Here is a 17,701-nt window from a genome sequence, read left to right on the forward strand (position 1 = left end):
TACGTTGACGGGCGCTCACAGGTGCAAGCGCAAGCACTTGATAATGTCAGCAAGGCGGCATTTTCTCGTAGGGAGCCAAGAGCCGTTCGTACCACGCTCAGGGTGTTTCCTCGTAAGAATTGGCTCGATGAGTATATGACTGAATTATCCCCTAAAACCATGCACAAACGGGACTTGGGGTGCAGCGGTCTCTATCGAATATCGAAGGTCTTGATCACTTCAGCCAGCCTCGAGATCAAGCTTGCCAATGTGATTAACACCCTCCCCGCACTTTTGCCAATGCGGCGCGGCGCAATCGTCGTTGTGGGCGCTGAAGGAGAGCCCGAGACAACTGCGACGTTCGGGGTTGAGCCTCCATCATCAGGCGCGCGCCACATTGCTGCGAAGGCTGCAATAGATAGAATCGTCGCAAAAGGTGCGCCGCTGGTCGTACCGGACACTTGCAAGTCGGAACTGTTCCAGGATGAGCTTCAGAGTATCGTGAGCGGCACTGGCCAAGTCACCTTTATTGGTGTCCCGATGAAGGCCGATCAAGAAACGCTTGGAACATTATGGATCGACCGCGCCAAGGATGGCGCAGCCACCAGAACACAATTTGAGGAAGAGGTGCGTTTCCTGTCGATGGTCGCCAACCTTGCGGCACGAGCGGTTCGGCTGGATGGCCACGAGAGCCGCGATAGTCGACCGATCGGCGAGGAGGGCGATCGCAAGATTGGTGCAGGCGACAAGGAACTGCCTGAACCAACCCGACAACGGCCTACGAGAATCGACTGGATTGTCGGGGAAAGCCCCGCACTCAGGCAAGTGGTTGAAAGCGTCAAAGTCGTTGCACAAACCAACTCTGCGGTGCTCCTCAGGGGCGAAAGCGGCACAGGCAAGGAATTCTTCGCAAAGGCAATCCACGAGCTTTCACCTCGCGGAAAAAAGCCGTTCGTGAAGTTGAATTGCGCGGCACTGTCTGCAGGCGTCCTGGAATCGGAACTGTTTGGGCATGAAAAGGGCGCCTTTACGGGGGCCATCTCTCAGCGCGCAGGCCGTTTCGAACTGGCGGATGGCGGGACGCTGCTGCTCGACGAGATTGGCGAGATCTCGCCGGCCTTTCAAGCGAAACTGTTGCGCGTCTTGCAGGAAGGAGAACTTGAGCGAGTTGGCGGCACAAAAACGCTCAAGGTGGACGTCCGACTCATATGCGCCACCAACAAGGACCTGGAGACGGCGGTGGCCGAGGGGGAGTTCCGGGCTGACCTTTATTATCGCATCAATGTAGTGCCTCTCTTTTTGCCGCCTCTCAGGGAGCGAAATGGAGACATTCCACGCCTTGCGAAGGTTTTCCTCGACCGGTTCAACAGGGAAAACAATCGCAATCTCGAATTCACGCCTGCGGCACTCGAGATCCTGTCGAGATGTAAATTTCCCGGCAACGTCCGAGAGCTTGAAAACTGCGTCCGCAGGACCGCCACTCTCGCACGTTCGGCGACGATTGTTCCATCAGATTTCTCCTGCCAGAATGACCAGTGCTTTTCTTCAATGCTCGGGAAATGCGCTGAAAGACCGCTTGGCACCCGTTCGCTCAATGGGTTGACGATGAGTAAAAGTTTGCCGGTCGAATCGCCGGTTGGGCTCGGTTACCCCAACGGCCACGGCTTAGCCGTGGCACCACATCTATCGGACCGCGAGCTGCTAATCAGCGCGATGGAGAAGGCCGGCTGGGTTCAGGCGAAGGCAGCTCGGATCCTCGGCCTCACACCCAGGCAAGTCGGCTATGCTTTACGCCGGCATCGTATACAGGTGAAAAAAATCTAAAGTCGGTGAGCCCACTTCCGGTGGGCGTGGCCGACCCTCTGGCACGCGGGTCTATTGGTTCAGTTCGGCAGTTTTGTCGCGACTTCGACAAAACTGCCTCGAAACAATTGGCCTAAATTGAACACTAAACCACAAGTCATTGAATCGATGTATTTTATTTCTTTGGCACAGCGTTTGCTTTTAGGACGACGACCTTACTCCAGTGGAGCCGTTTGATGAATGCACCGATAATTTCGCTTGAAAGCCTGACCAACACGACATCCTCTGAGCAGTTGCTGACAACCGTGACATCCGGTGGCTGCGCATCCTCCTCCTGCGGCTCGTCCTCAAGACCAACCGACACGGATTCGGCTACCTGGGAGAAGATCAAGGATCACCCTTGTTTTTCAGAGGAAGCGCACCACTATTTCGCTCGTATGCACGTCGCAGTCGCGCCAGCATGTAATATCCAATGCAATTACTGCAATCGCAAATATGATTGCACCAATGAAAGTCGGCCTGGCGTCGTGTCGGAAAAGCTGACACCGGACCAGGCGCTACACAAGGTGATTGCGGTCGCCAACGAAGTGCCTCAGCTTTCCGTTCTTGGCATCGCAGGTCCGGGCGATGCTTGTTACGACTGGAACAAGACAAGGGCGACTTTCGAACGCGTCGCTCGGGAGATCCCCGACATCAAGCTGTGCATTTCCACGAATGGACTTGCCCTTCCGGAGCATGTCGACGACTTGGCGGAAATGAACGTCAGCCACGTCACAATCACCATCAACATGGTCGACCCCGCAGTCGGCGAGAAGATCTACCCGTGGATCTTTTATGGTCATCGCCGCTACACCGGCACGGATGCTGCGAAGATCCTGCATGAGCAGCAGATGTTGGGACTTGAGATGCTGACCGAACGCGGCATCCTCACGAAGATCAATTCGGTGATGATCCCGGGCGTTAATGACGAGCACCTGATCGAAGTCAACAAACGGGTCACGGAGCGCGGCGCGTTTCTGCACAATGTCATGCCGCTGATTTCCGACCCGGCACACGGCACCTCGTTTGGCCTGACCGGACAGCGCGGCCCAAACGCGCTCGAACTGAAGGCGCTTCAGGATCGTCTCGAAGGCGGTGCCAAGCTGATGCGTCACTGTCGACAGTGCCGTGCCGATGCAGTTGGCCTTCTTGGCACTGACCGTGGCCAGGAGTTCACGCTCGACCAGATTCCGCTCGAACCTAGCTACGACGGTGCTAAGCGTCACGCCTACCGGGAGGTGGTCGCACGCATACGCGATGACCATTTAGCGGCTAAGGAGAAGGCGATCGCAACGGTCGCATCCGTAAACATTGGTGGCTCGCTTCAAGTGGCTGTCGCGACGAAGGGCGGCGGACGCATCAACGAACACTTCGGCCATGCGAAGGAGTTCCAGGTTTACGAAACCTCACAAAGCGGGATCAAATTCGTGGGGCACCGTAAGGTCGAGCCGTATTGTCATGGCGGCTGGGGCGAGGACGCGGCCCTCGTTGACATCATCACTGCACTCGACGGCATAGACATCGTGCTGTGCGCAAGGATCGGAGATTGCCCCAAGAATCAGCTCTTGGAAGCGGGCATTCGGCCCGTGGACGCCTATGGCTATGACTACATCGAGGAGGCGATCAGCGCTCTTTACGCGACAGAGTATGGTATCGCCCCATCGCAGGCAACGGCTTGAGCTGGCCTGTCGATCGAGACCTAACCAGGAGTTGAATAATGGCTCTCAAAATCATCGCATCCCAGTGCACGCAGTGCGGCGCCTGCGAATTCGAATGTCCCTCCAACGCCATCGAGTTAAAGGGCGACAAGTACGTGATTGATCCTAAGAAATGCACCGAATGCGAGGGAGTTTTTGAGCTGCAGCAATGCGCCTCTGTATGTCCGATGCCGAACACCTGCGTGCCGGCTTAAGTCCGGTTCGAAGCAGGCTTCGTGCGCAGCAGGACCTGGTTTTCCCTTGTAACTCCAACGATGAAAGGAATGGAGATGGGTCTTAGACGCGAAGAGGCGATTGAAATCCACAAGCCCCCGCGATTTATGCCGGGTGAGAGGGTCTGTGCCACACGCCACATCAAAAACGACGGCACGTATCCCGGGAAGGAAATCGGAGAAGGCCTAGTCAGGAAAGGCGACGCGGGATTTGTGCGCGATGTCGGGACCTTTCTCCAGCAGTTTTACATCTATGCCGTCGAATGGATTGATCGCGGCAACGTCGTTGGAATGCGTGCGCGTGAACTGAGGAGCCTCGAGGAGGCCTCAACCCGGAAAAGTACTGAATGCGCCACTGGTGTCAACGAAGGAAAAGCCAGATGAAAGTAACAATCCGCAGAACTGGCAATGGCTTATCCGCCTATGTTCCCAAGAAAGATCTCGAAGAGCCGATCGTCCAGACTGAGAATGACGGCCTATGGGGCGGCTTTGTGGTGCTCAGGAACGGCTGGAGGCTCTTACTGCCCGATCTTGCGAAGGACACCCAGTTACCCGTCACCGTCGAAGCTAAGAAGTTGGTGAATGATGCAGCGCAAAGAGAAACATCATGAATACAATACTGACTTCGGGTCTAGTCGTTCGCAACAGCCCGCCGAACGTGGCTTGACCCGGCGTGTGAACCTGTGCCCTCGAATGCCGCCAACAGCACTGTTGCGTCCGACCTGCTTGGCGCCTTGTTGCCATCTTGCCCTGGAGCATCCGTTCCCCTTCGCCGCCGGTTTGCGGTTCGCCAGCTAACGACCGGCCGCAGTGCGCCTGTCGGTCGAAGGGCCACCTAAAGATCTCGTCGTCGCAGTCGGTTCCGCGGGAGCCTGCACGGCGCTCAAGCCCGCTAACGAAGGGGCCCACCATGACTGCTGCAAAGGAAGGTATCCTGCTCACTGGGGAACTGAAATTTAAGGATCGCGGCGCGCTGACGGCGTCACTTGGCACGCGCGAAGGCTCGAGCAGCATGATCAAGGGCATCACCTCTTCGGCCTTGGCGTTCCAATCAGCCTGCATAACAGTAATTGCGAAGATAGCGTGATGGTTCCTCGACGACGGGCGACCGCAAGTATCGGCTTCGTCAAGCCGCTTGGCAATGCAATTGAAGCGCACTTTGATTGCGCACCAAACGTCAGACAATCCGAGCCTGTGACGACCTAGGGCCGACGATGCTTAAGAAGGGTGCGCCAGTTTCCGAGCTTGCTGTGACTCTCGCTGCTGGGAGCGCTTGGCGGCTTGGTGATGTGGCATTTCGATATGCCGCTCGCTTGGCGCAACGGCGTAATGATTGCCACAGGCTTGGGGTGCGCTGTTCAGGTTGCCGCTGGCGATGCCCCCTTCGCTCGACCGCCAATGACCGCTGCTATTGGTGCAATGCTCGGAACGTTGTCGCCTGCAATTTTCGAGCATGCGGATTTATGTCTGTTGTCGCTCGGTGGTCTAGTACTACAGTTGCAAATGCCCTCGTTTTCTGTAGTGGGCGAGCATAGCGTGAGCCTGATGCTTTCGTCGCCAGAGTGACCAGGCGAGAATGAAAGCACGTTTTGCGGGCTTTCGCATGATCAGCCGAGTGATGAGGGTGCGGATTTCGGCAACGGTGGGAATGAGCCTGACTTTGCGCGTCAGGCAGCTATTGGCGGATTTGGACTCGTTTCGTTCGGTTTGCCGCAGGCCGAACGGCGTAGATCGGCGCCGAGCTTGGCCAGGAAGGCGGCGGCCGCCATGACGAGCGTCATGTGGCGATGCCAGCCGAGCCAGGAGCGAGCTTCGCAATGGTCAAGGCCGAGATCGTCCTTGGCGCGCTGGAAGCATTCTTCGATCGTCCAGCGCAATCCGGCTGCCCCGGCCAATTCCGCAAGCGTGGCCTCGGCGGGGGCAAAGACCAGATAATAGCTGAGGGCGCGCGGATCCGTGCGGCTTTTGCGGATGAGGAGATAGCGGGCATAGCCTTCGTCAACGACATAAGGCAGAGCAATCCGTGCCCAGTCGTAGAGACGCAATCCCTTGGCGCCTTCGCCGGCCGGACAAGCAGCCCAGGCCGCGGCAGGCAGTTCCTCGGCCATCTCTTTCGGATCCGTCTGCAGCAGCCCCTGATCGGTCAGCATTCGCAAAGTATGGTTGGAGCGCACCGCAAGCACATAAGGCTGTCGGCGCTCCTCGAGCATACGGCGCGTCTGGTAATCCCCGCCATAGACCGCATCGGCCAGAACCCAGGCGCACGGCACGCCCCGATCAAGCGCTTCCGCCAACATGCCGCGTGCCATCGCCGGCTTCGTCAAAAATTCCGTCTCCTGTGGAATGCCGGCCGCCTTGCGCCGCGCCGGGTCTTTCCCCCAGGCTTCCGGCAGATAGAGCCGTCGGTCGATCAGCGCTTGGCCAAAGCGGCTGGCATAGGCGATGAATACGCCGATCTGGCAGTTCTCGATCCGGCCGGCGGTGCCCGAATATTGCCGCGCCACCCCGACCGAATGGGTGCCTTTCTTCAAAAAGCCGGTTTCGTCCACCACCAGCACACCCGATCGCTCGCCGAGCGCCTCAATGGCGTAGTCGCAAACGATGTCACGCAAGCGCTCCGCATCCCATTGCGAACGCCCCAGCAGGGCCTGGATCCGCCACGGACGCCCAAAGCCGGCCTGCTCGGCCAGAAGCCAGCCGGTCTTGCGCTCAATCCCCGATAAAAGCCCGTCGATGAACGCCCCGCAGCTCTCCCGCGCTTCGGAACGGCGGAACACGACGCCAAGACGCGCCTTCAGCGCCGACAACTCCCCTTCCCACGAAATCCCAGAGCCCGACCATTCCGAAACAGACATGCCGCATCCTCACCAAGAAAACCCCTTGAAGAGAATCATGATTTGCCATCAATTACAACTGTAGTACTAGAGCGGGATGATTTTAGGTCCGCTCATATCCGGCTTCCTTGAAGTAGTTTCGGCATTCCTTGGGCGAGACGGTTTGGAGGATTGTCGCGAGGGCGTCGTGAAGGGTGTTTCGGCTTCTGGCCTGGGCGTTGCGTAGCGCGTGCTTGATCTTGGCGAAGAGCTTTTCGATCGGGTTGAGATCGGGGGAATATTGCGGCAGGAAGAACAACCGGGCGCCGGCCTTGCGGATGGCCGCCCGTATTGCCTTGGCCTTGGGAGCCGAGATTGTCCATCACGACGATGTCTCCGGGCGTGAGTTCCGGTACCAGCACCTTTTCGACATAGACAAGAAAGCTCGTCGCGTTGATCGGCCCGTCGATGACCCAGGGGGCGCTGACGCGATCAAGGCGCAGAGCGGCAATGAACGTCATGGTGTTCCAGTGGCCGAAGGGAGCCTGGCCGAACAGCCGCTCGCCGCGCGGCGCCCAGCCTCGAAGCGGTGCCATGTTTGTCTTCGTCCAGGTCTCGTCGATGAAGACGAGGCGGGCCGGATCGATGCGATGGCGATGGTTCAGCCAGCGGCCGCGTCTGGCAGCGACATCGGGGCGGTCGCGTTCGCTGGCGACCAACGTCTTTTTTTATAACTCAGCCCTTCGTCATGCACGAAGCTCCAGACGGAGCGATAGTCGACCTTCAGGCCCCGCTCCGCCAGTTCCGCGACCAGCCCGCGCAGGGTGAACGCCTGCGCACGGCAGCGCTCGATCAGCCAGACCCGATGCTCACCAGCGATCGCCCGCGGCTTGTGCCCGCCCATCTGGCCGGGGGCTGCGCTGCCCGTCTCACGGAAGCGCCGCACCCAATCGATCGCCGTGCTGATGCCGATGCCGAAGCGCTTCGCCGCCGCCCGGCAGGACAGCCCCTCGCGCATCACCGTATCGACAACACGGTCCCGAAGGTCATCTGAAAAAGGTCTCGCCATGCAGGCCGGCCTCCTGCACCGGCCCATAGGGTGAATCTGATTTGCTCACAAAAGGAATCGGGAGGGTTCTGTGAGGTCGCGCGGGGATTGGCTGGCGAACTGAGGCGGGGCGCGACCTCATTGAAGCCGGATTGAACTGGCCCGCTGACGCTGGCACGGCGCTATGGATTTAGTGCTGCGGCGTTTGATCGTGGCGCGCCGGTAGTGATGGCGCGCGCCGCTGCGGCGGGGGCAATGGCTCGGTGTGGCGGCGTCCAGTGCTGGTGTTTGTGGGGCCACCGGGGTCTTGAGCGCGGCTTCGGCAGAGCCGGAACCGCAGCGGGATGACGCAGGGGATACAGGCCCCTGTCGCACCGGCCCAGGTCGGTGCGGCAAGGCTGTCGGGACCATGGGCGCGGCGGCGTGCACTCATGACGTGTCGGGCCATGGTCGCGCCCGCGGCAGCCGGACGATGATGCGCAGGATGCCGCCGCAGCAGGGACAGACGGTCGAAGCGGGCGCGCTGGTGCCCGGACTGACTGCCTTCGGCCCGGCGGCGTTGCGGCGGGGCATCGGCCAGCAGTCGCCTGATGACGGCGAGGCGGGCGCGGCGGATGCCGTTGGCGAGGAAGCCGTAGTGGCGGATGCGGTGGAAGCCGTCGGGCAGGCAGTGGAGCAGGAAACGGCGGATGAACTCGTGCGGCGCCAGCGTCATCGAGCGGTGCGTTGCCGTGGCGGTAGTCGCGCCAGCGGAAGGTCACGCCGGTGTCGTCGGCGCTGACGAGGCGGCTGTTGGCGATGGCAACGCGGTGGGTGTAGCGGCCGAGATAGGCGAGCACCCGTTCGGGCGATCCGAACGGCGGCTTGGCGTAGACGACCCAGCGCTTCTTGCGCAGCGGACGCAGCGCCCGGGCCATCGCATTGCCGTCGCCAAGCGGCGCGAGGGCGCCGAAGAAACGCAGGCCTCCGGCCGTCTGCGCCGCCAGCAAGCGCTCGAGGAACAGGCGGCGGAACAGCCGGGAGAGCACCCGGACCGGCAGGAAGAAACGGCGGCGGCGACAGGCGATCCAGCGTCGGCCATCGGCGGCCAGCACGCCGCCGGGGACGAGGCAGTGGAGATGCGGGTGATGGGTCAGCGTCTGCCCCCAGGTGTGGAGGATCGCCAGGAAGCCGAGTTCGCCGCCGAGATGCCGGGGATCGGCGGCAATGGTCTTGAGCGTCTCGGCGGCCGCCTCGAACAGCATCGTATAGAGCTGCCGCTTGTTCTGATAGGCGATCGCGGCAATCTCGGCCGGCACGGTGAATACCACATGGAAGTACGGCACCGGCAACAGATCGACCTGACGGTCGGTAAGCCAGCGATCGCGCGTGGCACCCTGGCATTTGGGGCAATGGCGGTTGCGGCAGGAATTATAGGCGATGCGGCTCAAGGCGCAGTCGTCGCAGGCCTCGACATGGCCGCCGAGCGCTGCCGTCCGGCACAGCTCGATCGCCGCCATGACGCGGCGCTCCCCCGGCCGAGATGACCGTCATGGGTACGACGATAGGCGGGGCCATGGCGGCGGAAGATGTCCGCCACCTCCAGCGCCGGCCGCATGGCGCGATCTCAGACCGGCGGCACGACCTCGAGGCGCAGCCGATCGAGCGGGCTCTCGGTCCGGGCGATCGTCGTTGTCGCCACCTGCGTGTAGCGCGCCGTCGTCGACAGGTGGGTGTGCCCGAGCAGCACCTGGATGATGCGGATATCGACGCCGCTCTCGAGCAGATGGGTGGCAAAGCTGTGCCGCAGCGTGTGCACGCTGACCCGCTTGGTCAATCCCGCCGCCTTGGTCGCCGAACGGCAGGCGGCGTAAAGCACCTGCACATCGATCGGCTTGTCGCCCCGTCCGGGAAACAGCCAGTTCCTCGGGCGTGCCAGCCGCCAATAGGTGCGCAGGATACCAAGCAGCTGCGGCGAAAGCATCACCGTGCGATCCTTGGCGCCCTTGCCGTGACGGACCTGGATCACCATGCGCTGGCTGTCGATGTCGGCGACCTTCAGGCTTACCGTCTCCGAGGCACGCAGTCCCGCGGCATAGGCGGTCGTCAGCGCCGTGCGCGCCTTCAAGGACGGTACCGCTTCGAGAAACCGCACGACCTCGTCGGCGCTCAAGATCGCCGGCAGCTTGCGCGGCGTGCGCGCATAGGCAATCCGCTCGGGGATCTCGGCCCGGTCCAGCGTCACGCCGTAAAAGAACCGCAAGGCGCAAACCGTCTGGTTGAGCGCCGGCCAGGAGATGCCCTGCGACACCAGGTAAACCTGGAAAGCGCGCACATCCTCCAGCCCCAACCGATCCGGCGAGCGGCCGAAATAACGGCTGAACTTTGTCACGGCATGCAGGTAGGATCGTTGCGTGGCCGGCGACAGGTTGCGGAGCGTCATGTCGTCGATCATGCGGCGGCGCAGCGGGTTCACCGCTGCCGGAGCGTCGGTCATCGGTCGGTCTCCTGGTCAGGGGTTGGTTCTCAACACCCCAACATCCCATCAGGAGACCGCGCCTCCAAACCCGACCTCTCCCGCGTCAGCGGGTTAGTTCAATCCCAATTCCGATTCCGTCTAAAGTCATCCCGCTCGAGCGGTGTTCATCGCGGCTGAGGTGCACTGGTCTACATCTATTTCGGGCGTGTGGCCGGATTCGACCACCCCACCGCTTACTTCTCGGCAATGCCTGGAGGTCTCGTCGACATGGTGACACTCGGCCTGGAAAGTGGCGGCGATGAGAAGATGATCGCGCTCATCCAAGCCGCCCGGATCATCTTGGTGGCACTTTGCTTGCCGTTCCTGATTCGGAGTCTCACTGGAGTTGCGCCGGAGCCGCTCCGCTCGCAAGCGTGCGCGCCAACGACGTCCTGTGGTTCTCCTTGGCTGTTTTGCTCGGGTTGGCTGTCGGGTTATTGCTGCGCCTGCCAGCAGGCTATCTGCTCGGTCCCATGTCGGTAAGTGCCATCATGCATGTCGTGGGATTGACGCAATTTGAACTGCCGACTACCGCACGCGCCGCGGCGCAGGTCGTCATCGGGGCTAGAGCGGGATGATTTTAGATCCGTTCATATCCAGCTTCTTTGAAGTAATTCAGGCACTCTTTCGGCGATACGGTCTGGAGGATGGTTGCGAGCGCGTCATGGATGGCGTTGCGGCTTCTGGCCTGCGCCTCGCGTAGCCGGTGCTTGATCTTGGCGAAGAGCTTTTCGATCGGATTGAGATCGGGGGAGTATTGCGGCAGGAAGAACAGCCGCGCGCCGGCCTTGCGGATGGCGGTGCGGATCGCCGCGGCCTTGTGCGAGCCGAGATTGTCCATCACGACGATGTCGCCGGGTTTCAGCTCCGGCGCCAGCACCTTTTCGACATAGACAAGGAAGCTTGTCGCGTTGATCGGCCCGTCGATGACCCATGGGGCGCTGACGCGATCAACGCGCAGGGCGGCGATGACCGTCATGGTGTTCCAGTGGCCGAACGGAGCCTGGCCGAACAGCCGTTCGCCGCGCGGCGCCCAGCCTCTCAGCGGTGCCATGTTCGTCTTCGTCCAGGTCTCGTCAATGAAGACGAGGCGGGCCGGATCGATGCGATGGCGATGCTTCAGCCAGCGGCTGCGTCGGGCGGCGACATCGGGCCGGTCGCGCTCGCTGGCGACCAACGTCTTTTTTTATAACTCAGCCCTTCCTCATGCACGAAGATCCAGACGGAGCGGTAGTCGACTTTCAGGCCCCGCTCCGCCAATTCCGCGACCAGCCCGCGCAAGGTGAATGCCTGCCCCCGGCAGCGCTCGATCAACCAGGCGCGATGCTCACCGGCGATCGCCCGCGGCTTGTGCCCGCCCATCTGGCCAGGCGCGGCGCTGCCCGTCTCACGCCAGCGCCGTACCCAATCGATCGCCGTGCTGATGCCAATGCCAAAGCGCCTTGCCGCCTCCCGGCACGACAGCCCGTCGCGCGTCACTGCACCAACAACACGGTCCCTAAGGTCATCCGAAAAAGGTCTCGCCATTCAGCCCGGCCTCCCGCACCGGCCTGAATGGTGAATCTGATTTGCTCACAAAAGGGAATCCCATGCCGATTCCGCCTAAAGTCATCCCGCTCTAGCTAGTGTCCTGATTCAGAAGTTTCTGCCGATTTGTTTTGCACATCGGCGATTTGCAGCGTTGCCAGGCAGAAGCGTTTGATCGTGGCGAGGATATCGTCGGCCGACTTGGTCCACCGGAAGGGTTTGGGGTCGGCGTTAACGGCGTCGATGTAGGCGGTGATTGCCGCTTCCAATTCGCCGGTGGAGCGGTGCACGCCGCGCCGGATCTGCTTTTCGGTCAGGTTGGCAAAGAAGCGTTCGACCTGGTTGAGCCATGACGCCGCCGTCGGCGGTGAAATGAATGTGCCAGCGGGGCCGCTTGACAAAGAAGTTGCGGATGGCGCTGGTCTTGTGGGTGGCGTAGTTGTCCATGACGATGTGGATATCGAGGTCGCGCGGCACGTTGGCTTCGATTTCGCGCAGGAACTTCAGGAATTCCTGCGCGCGGTGACGCTTGAAGCAGCGACCGATGATCTTGCCGGTGGCGGCATCGAGCGCGGCGAAGAGCGACAGCGTCCCATGCCGCACGTAATCGTGGCTGCGCCGCTCGATCTGGCCGGGCCGCATCGGCAACACCGGCTGGCTGCGATCGAGTGCCTGGATCTGGCTCTTCTCATCGACGCAAAGCACCAGCGCCCGCTCGGGCGGGTTGAGATAGAGGCCGACAATGTCGCGCACCTTCTCGACGAACAGCGCATCCGAAGAAAGCTTGAAACTCTCGGCGCGATGCGGCTGCAGGCCGAAGGCCGTCCAGATGCGATGGATCGTCGAGGGCGCATGTCCGACCGCCCGTGCCATCGAGCGCAGGCTCCAGTGGGTGGCGTCCGGCGGCGTCGTCTCCAGCGTCAACCGGATCGTCTCGGCGATCTCTTCATCGCCGATCTGGCGCGGCGCGCCGGGACGCGGCTCGTCGTAAAGCCCGTCGAGCCGCTGCTCGGCGAAGCGCCGTCGCCATTTGGCCACCGTGTTCGGCATCGTGCCAAGCCGCACGGCAATCTCCTTGTTCTCGACGCCGTCCGCGGCCAGCAGCACGATCTGCGCCCGCCGCCGCCAGGCCCTGCGCCGTGCCGCGGCGGCGAACCAATGTCTCCAGATCACCGCGCTCCTCAGCCGTCAAGACAATCGCAACCGCCGCTTTGCCCATCGATCATCCCCTTGGCAAACAAGGAAACTGATCGCACAAATTTATCGATCAGGACACTAGCATCGGCTGCCGTTTCGCAAGGGCGCCGCCGAAAAAGATTATGAAAGTTATCGGCCTGTCGTTCGGGTCAACAATCCTGCTTCTGTCGGTGACGCTAGCCGTGGCGGGCGTTATATCCTTCCTTACAGGAGACCGGTTCACGGCTCTCATGCTCGCCTACTCGCCGGGAAATGTCGCCGAGATCAGCCTCATTGCTTTGTCGCTTGGCGTCGGGGTCCCCTTCGTTGTCCTCCATCAGGTCGTCCGTCTCTACCTTGTCGTAGCAGGAGGGGCCGCGGTGTTTCGGTGGATAAACCGGTTAAGACTTTGGATTTCTGACTAAACGAGCGGGGCACGGTGTTGAGTGAGTGACACATATCTCACGCCTGCGACACGCGCTAGCAGCGAAGGAGTCGCCTTTTCACATACCTGCCTTCGTCCAGCACCATCGTACTCAGCCAACTCGATCCAGCAATTCGGATTGAATGGTCATTGCGGTGTACAACGAAGCATCCAAAGGCAGATCCCCAAACGCGACCTGACAAAGGAGGTAGTTGGCACCCGCCTCCTCCAACTGATCAAGTAGAGCCTGTCGCACAGAAGCCGCCGTTCCCACAACGCACAGTTCACTCTCGATAGCTGCATCGAAGGTCAGGGGCAGATTTGGGGGAACTGGGATCGCATTCAGGTCGTACAGGAATTTAAAACTTTTAAGCCATCGTTCGAAAGCAGGAGCGGCGAGCGAATATGCATTATTTGCGGACTGACCGACCACAATCATGCGCAGCAATCCGAGAAATGACGCTTGGTTGTTCGTGTCAGTGTTGCGTTCTCCCTCGGAACGGTAGGCCTTAGTAATCTTGCGAACAATCGAGGCGGGTCCTACACACGCGATATTTGCTCCGTTTGCAGCAGCCCAGCGTGCAGATTCGGCTCGGTTTGTTGAGTCGGCGGGTGCGGGCGTTGGTGAGGCCTTAGTGTCAAAGGGACATTGTTCAGCTCAAAATGTTGGCCACGGTAGGAAAGAGTGCCGCCCCTCATCGCCTCCATCAAGATTTCGCTGGCTTGGAGATAACGTTCCTGAACCGCGTCCGCATCAATCCCGAAGTAGCCTAGCTCGATCGAAAGAGAGCCGCGTCCGATGCCTAACTCGGCCCTACCGCCGCTCAATTGGTCAAGCATGCAGATCTCCTCAAACGCACGCAGCGGATGACAAAGACTAAGCAGCATGACAAGGCGGCCAAGACGAAGTTGGCGGGTGCGCTGCGCGACACTCGAAAGGAACAGATTCGGCGATGGGCACCTTCCATGCGGCGAACAATGGTGCTCCGCCAGGTGGTAAGCATAAAAGCCGAGCCGATCACACGCTTCCGCTAGGCTGAGGCGGTCTGCGTATTGTCGTGCAATATCATCACTACCGTCCTCGTCCAAATGGTCGAATATGCCGAAGGCAAGTTTTGAAGGAAGGGCTTTTCTCATGAAACTGTCTCCGATTTTGTTCCCGGGAACGCCTGGCCCCGATCCACGCGAAGGGGCATTTCTCGACCGAACATCACCACTCACGCTGAATCTGCCTTTGCGTTGCGCGGACGCCAGATCGTTGAAGCGGCCGGCATTCGCGCACGTCCTCGGGATATTGCTCACCAGCTCTCTCAGTGCTCCTGCGTACGAAACCGCTGGCCGAGCGGTCTGCCCAGGTCGTTGCTGAATGAAGGAACGCTTTGCCCCACAACACGGGCAAGCGTAGGCAGTTCAGTCTCCTTCACCGGATTGATAGGGTGGTCGCCTCTGCGGGAAATCACTCTTGGAGCCGTTGTCTTTCTGTCGTGTTGCAAAGGTGTGTTACCACACGCAAAAGAGCAGTGCCTGAAGCTGCTATACGGCCGATCTTCGAGACGTCTCTGCTTCCAAGATATCCTCGACAGCTGCAAGAAACGCATCCATTTGCGGTTTTGTCCCGATGCTGACACGAATGCAATCTTCCAGACCTTCATCAGGAGGGACGGCCACCAGTATCCTCTTGCGCTGCAAGCAGGTTTGCCACCAGGTGCCGTCTCGTCCTGAAGGCACACGGACCAGCAAGAAGTTCGTATGCGAGGGTGTTACAGAGAAACCAAGTTGCGACAAGGCGAAGTTCACACGTAACCGCCCGATTGGCACCGCCTGCCGGATAGCGCCTTGATGGCCTAAGACACGTCATTAGCGACGTCGTTAGCGACGTGTCTTAGGCGAGGTATGAGATGCGTGTCGAAATTCTTGGTCAGGAACGGCGGCGGCGTTGGAGTGACGAGAAGAAGCTCGACATTGTCATGTCGATTGGGCTCGACGGTGCGGCGGTCACTGAGGTTGCCCATCGGCACGATGTGAGCCGGCAGCAGATTTACGCCTGGCGGCATGAGCTGAAGAAGAAGGGTTTGTTGTCGTCCACGGCCGATACGGTCTTCCTTCCCGTAGACACGTCCGCCATTCACGGCGCCCCGCTCGTGCGTGAGGAGGTTGCGCGCGTGCCTGCAATGATCGAGTTGCGGTTGAACGATGGGCGCAGCCTTCGCTTCGACAGTGGCGTCGATGCCGCCGTTCTGACTCGGCTGATCCGGGCGGTTGAAGCAGCATGATTGGACCAGGAACCGGTGTTCGAGTGTATCTCGCCTGCGGAGCCACGGACATGAGCAAAGGGGTGGAAGGTTTGGCTGCGCTTGCGCAGGATGTGCTGCGCCAGAAGCCGACGGGAGGTGCAGTCTTCGCGTTTCGCGGCCGGAGCGGCCGACTACCGACATTCTGCATACGGTTTTCGTTTTGCGACGATCGCATATCCTTGGCATCCGCTGTTCGGGAGCAAGGTGCAGGTCTCGCCGTATAGGCGCGGCAAAAGCTTGATGTCGATCTATACAAATGAGCGGCCCGATCTTTCCCGTGAGTTGCCGAACTGGATGTTCGACGAGCGCTATTGCGGCGGGATGAGGCTTGGACCACCCGAGATCAGCATCGATGGCCTTAATATTGCCGCCTTAGCATCATTCGGCGCGACTCGGGCAAGAGGCGCAAGATCCCATCCTTCAAGGAAGAAGGAGAAGGGTGATGCGAAGCAGGCGACATCAAAATCGCGACCAGTTCGTCTTACAGCTGGAGCGCCAAAATCTTCAGGTTCCGGTCAAGAACGTCAAAGGGTTGGTGGAAGCACTGGCGGATCTTCTGCTGGAAGCTTTGGAGGTGAACAGGACGGCGAAGACGGGAGGCGCAGATGAACGCGAAGATCACGTCTGACCATCTTGGTCGCGCCGCTGTGGTCTATGTCCGTCAGTCAACCATGGCGCAAGTGACAGGCAATCTCGAAAGCCAGCGCCGGCAGTACGATTTGGCTGGAGCCGCCGCAACAACCGGCTTTGCGTCAGTGACCGTAATCGATGACGACTGCAGCGCGACATATGTGGAACGACCCGCTTGGCAAGGGCATTTTTCAGCGATTCATCCCGCGGGAACGGTGCGGTCATATGTCCGGCCTATCAGCGCGGTTCTGTGGACCGCTGGCCTCGATGAAGTCCGCGAAACGAGTGACTGATCAACCAAACGCGCTCGAAGCGCAATGTCGCGCTGGCCTCTCTCGCCTCGGGATTTCGTCCCGTTGTGGAATCATCGCTTGTTTGTGCACCTTGCCACTGGCGGCTACCGTGCCGCGCAGTTCGTGATGTTCGTTGTCAGCTTATGAGCTGGCCGCACTGCTCTCGAGACCGCGATATGTTCCGCCCTTGGTCAGGAGCGCCCAGATGATCCGCGCCATTTTGTTGGCGAGCGCGATCGCAACGACCTTGAAAGGCCGTCGCGCTAACAGTGCGACTAGCCACCGTGGGGCTTTGTGGTTGCCTCTTGCATGTCGCAGGACCGAGGTTGCACCGGCGACGAGCAGAGTGCGAAGCTCGGGATTGCCCATCTTCGATATTTTGCCCAATCGCTCCTTGCCTCCGCTCGAATGGGATCTCGGCGTTAATCCCAGCCATGCGGCGAAATGGCGCCCGGATTTGAACCCACCCGGGTCTGGGACAAGCGCCTTGATGGAGGCCGACGTAATGGCTCCGACGCCAGGGATTGTGGCCAGCCGCCGCATGTCTTCGTCATGCTTCACTTCGGCGACAAGCTCTCGCTCGAGTTTGTTGATCTGCAGCGCCAGCGCGTCGATTTGATCCGCAATTGCCGTCAAAGCGAAGCGGGCCGCGTTCGGGAGACGCGCATCGGTTTCATCACGCACGATCGCGATCAGGCTTGCAATTTTCGCCGTGCCGATGCCGGCAATGATTCCCAGTTCGGACAGGTGAGCACGTAGCGCGTTGATCGTCTGAGTTTGCTGACGAACCAGAAGGGCGCGTGTCTTCAAGACCATCGCCGCCGCCTGCTGTTCGGGGGATTTCACCGGAACGAAGCGCATCGTCTTGCGCGTCACTGCCTCACTAATCGCCTCAGCGTCGGCTGCATCCGTCTTCCCCGTTTGACGAACGGTTTGACATAGGCCGGCGGAATCAAACGTACCTCGTGGCCGAGTGCGCCGATCTCCCGCGCCCAGTAGTGCGAACCGCTGCAGGCTTCGATACCAACCAAACATGGGGGCTGCTTCTCAAAGAAACGCAGCACCTCGGCGCGGCGCAGCCTTCGGGTGAAGAGTGGAGAGCCCTCAGCGTCGGCGCCATGAGCCTGAAAAATCTGCTTGGCCAAATCCAACCCGATAGTGATAACTTGCTTCACGGAACGGCTCCTACTTTGTGGCGTTCAAAACAACGACCACGTTAGCACGTTGATGCTGTGGTAGCGGGTCGTT

At 60.3% G+C, this 17,701-nt stretch carries 12 protein-coding genes and 7 pseudogenes; 10 read left to right on the top strand and 9 right to left on the bottom strand.

Going from position 1 to position 17,701, the window contains the following annotated elements:
* Positions 1-135: 135 nt before the first annotated feature.
* From nifA to SS05631_RS31205, 6 genes are all read left to right on the top strand, one after another.
* A complete protein-coding gene (nifA, locus tag SS05631_RS28705) occupies positions 136-1,803 on the top strand; it encodes a nif-specific transcriptional activator NifA (RefSeq protein WP_050988423.1) in 1,668 nt (555 codons plus the stop codon).
* A 215-nt stretch (positions 1,804-2,018) separates the two neighbouring features.
* Positions 2,019-3,500, top strand: coding sequence for a nitrogenase cofactor biosynthesis protein NifB (gene nifB, locus SS05631_RS28710; RefSeq protein ID WP_037427012.1), 1,482 nt, complete (start codon positions 2,019-2,021; stop codon positions 3,498-3,500).
* Positions 3,501-3,538: 38 nt separating this feature from the next.
* The gene (locus SS05631_RS28715; RefSeq protein WP_083854342.1) at positions 3,539-3,733 is read left to right on the top strand and encodes a 4Fe-4S binding protein; all 195 of its coding nucleotides are present in this window, start codon (positions 3,539-3,541) and stop codon (positions 3,731-3,733) included.
* 75 nt (positions 3,734-3,808) lie between these two features.
* Entirely contained in the window at positions 3,809-4,135 is a 327-nt protein-coding gene (locus SS05631_RS28720; RefSeq protein WP_037427035.1) for a nitrogen fixation protein NifZ, read from the top strand.
* Entirely contained in the window at positions 4,132-4,362 is a 231-nt protein-coding gene (nifT, locus tag SS05631_RS28725; protein ID WP_037427011.1) for a putative nitrogen fixation protein NifT, read from the top strand. Before SS05631_RS28720 ends, nifT begins: the two co-directional genes overlap by 4 nt.
* A gap of 299 nt (positions 4,363-4,661) precedes the next feature.
* Complete coding sequence (locus tag SS05631_RS31205; RefSeq protein ID WP_157213225.1) at positions 4,662-4,838, top strand: hypothetical protein; 177 nt, start codon at positions 4,662-4,664, stop codon at positions 4,836-4,838.
* 580 nt (positions 4,839-5,418) lie between these two features.
* On the opposite strand, the gene SS05631_RS28735 is transcribed toward SS05631_RS31205, so the two are convergent.
* The 8 genes and pseudogenes from SS05631_RS28735 to SS05631_RS32270 form a co-directional block, all read right to left on the bottom strand.
* The gene (locus SS05631_RS28735) at positions 5,419-6,606 is read right to left on the bottom strand and encodes an IS701 family transposase (protein WP_037427008.1); all 1,188 of its coding nucleotides are present in this window, start codon (positions 6,604-6,606) and stop codon (positions 5,419-5,421) included.
* Between the two features lie 82 nt (positions 6,607-6,688).
* Positions 6,689-7,633: pseudogene (locus tag SS05631_RS28740) on the bottom strand (IS630 family transposase).
* Between the two features lie 544 nt (positions 7,634-8,177).
* Positions 8,178-9,209: pseudogene (locus SS05631_RS28745) on the bottom strand (IS91 family transposase); the annotation flags it as partial.
* 9 nt (positions 9,210-9,218) lie between these two features.
* Entirely contained in the window at positions 9,219-10,088 is an 870-nt protein-coding gene (locus SS05631_RS28750) for a tyrosine-type recombinase/integrase (protein WP_095678135.1), read from the bottom strand.
* A 601-nt stretch (positions 10,089-10,689) separates the two neighbouring features.
* A protein-coding gene (locus SS05631_RS28765; protein WP_086022825.1) for an IS630 family transposase occupies positions 10,690-11,636 on the bottom strand; the annotation gives its coding sequence in 2 pieces (ribosomal slippage) (positions 10,690-11,297 and positions 11,297-11,636; 948 coding nt in all).
* Positions 11,637-11,731: 95 nt separating this feature from the next.
* Positions 11,732-12,855: pseudogene (locus SS05631_RS28770) on the bottom strand (IS630 family transposase).
* A gap of 493 nt (positions 12,856-13,348) precedes the next feature.
* Positions 13,349-14,373 (bottom strand): annotated as a pseudogene (locus SS05631_RS28780) (LLM class flavin-dependent oxidoreductase).
* A 396-nt stretch (positions 14,374-14,769) separates the two neighbouring features.
* A pseudogene (locus tag SS05631_RS32270) lies at positions 14,770-15,042 on the bottom strand (aminotransferase class I/II-fold pyridoxal phosphate-dependent enzyme); the annotation flags it as partial.
* Between the two features lie 92 nt (positions 15,043-15,134).
* Here SS05631_RS32270 and SS05631_RS28790 point away from each other — a divergent pair.
* The 4 genes and pseudogenes from SS05631_RS28790 to SS05631_RS31210 all read left to right on the top strand — a co-directional run bounded on the left by SS05631_RS28790 (position 15,135) and on the right by SS05631_RS31210 (position 16,453).
* Entirely contained in the window at positions 15,135-15,509 is a 375-nt protein-coding gene (locus SS05631_RS28790; protein ID WP_037427807.1) for a transposase, read from the top strand.
* Positions 15,506-15,664, top strand: a pseudogene (tnpB, locus tag SS05631_RS32275) (IS66 family insertion sequence element accessory protein TnpB); the annotation flags it as partial. The gene SS05631_RS28790 and the pseudogene tnpB, both read left to right, overlap by 4 nt.
* Before the next feature lie 308 nt (positions 15,665-15,972).
* On the top strand, positions 15,973-16,158 hold the full coding sequence (locus SS05631_RS31555; protein ID WP_172900208.1) for a hypothetical protein: 186 nt from the start codon (positions 15,973-15,975) through the stop codon (positions 16,156-16,158).
* The gene (locus tag SS05631_RS31210) at positions 16,136-16,453 is read left to right on the top strand and encodes a recombinase family protein (protein ID WP_157748004.1); all 318 of its coding nucleotides are present in this window, start codon (positions 16,136-16,138) and stop codon (positions 16,451-16,453) included. Before SS05631_RS31555 ends, SS05631_RS31210 begins: the two co-directional genes overlap by 23 nt.
* 141 nt (positions 16,454-16,594) lie before the next feature.
* Here SS05631_RS31210 and SS05631_RS28810 read toward each other — a convergent pair.
* Positions 16,595-17,628: pseudogene (locus SS05631_RS28810) on the bottom strand (IS110 family transposase).
* Positions 17,629-17,701 lie beyond the last annotated feature (73 nt).

The sequence above is a fragment of the Sinorhizobium sp. CCBAU 05631 genome, from assembly GCF_002288505.1.
Classification (GTDB): Bacteria; Pseudomonadota; Alphaproteobacteria; order Rhizobiales; family Rhizobiaceae; genus Sinorhizobium; species Sinorhizobium fredii_C.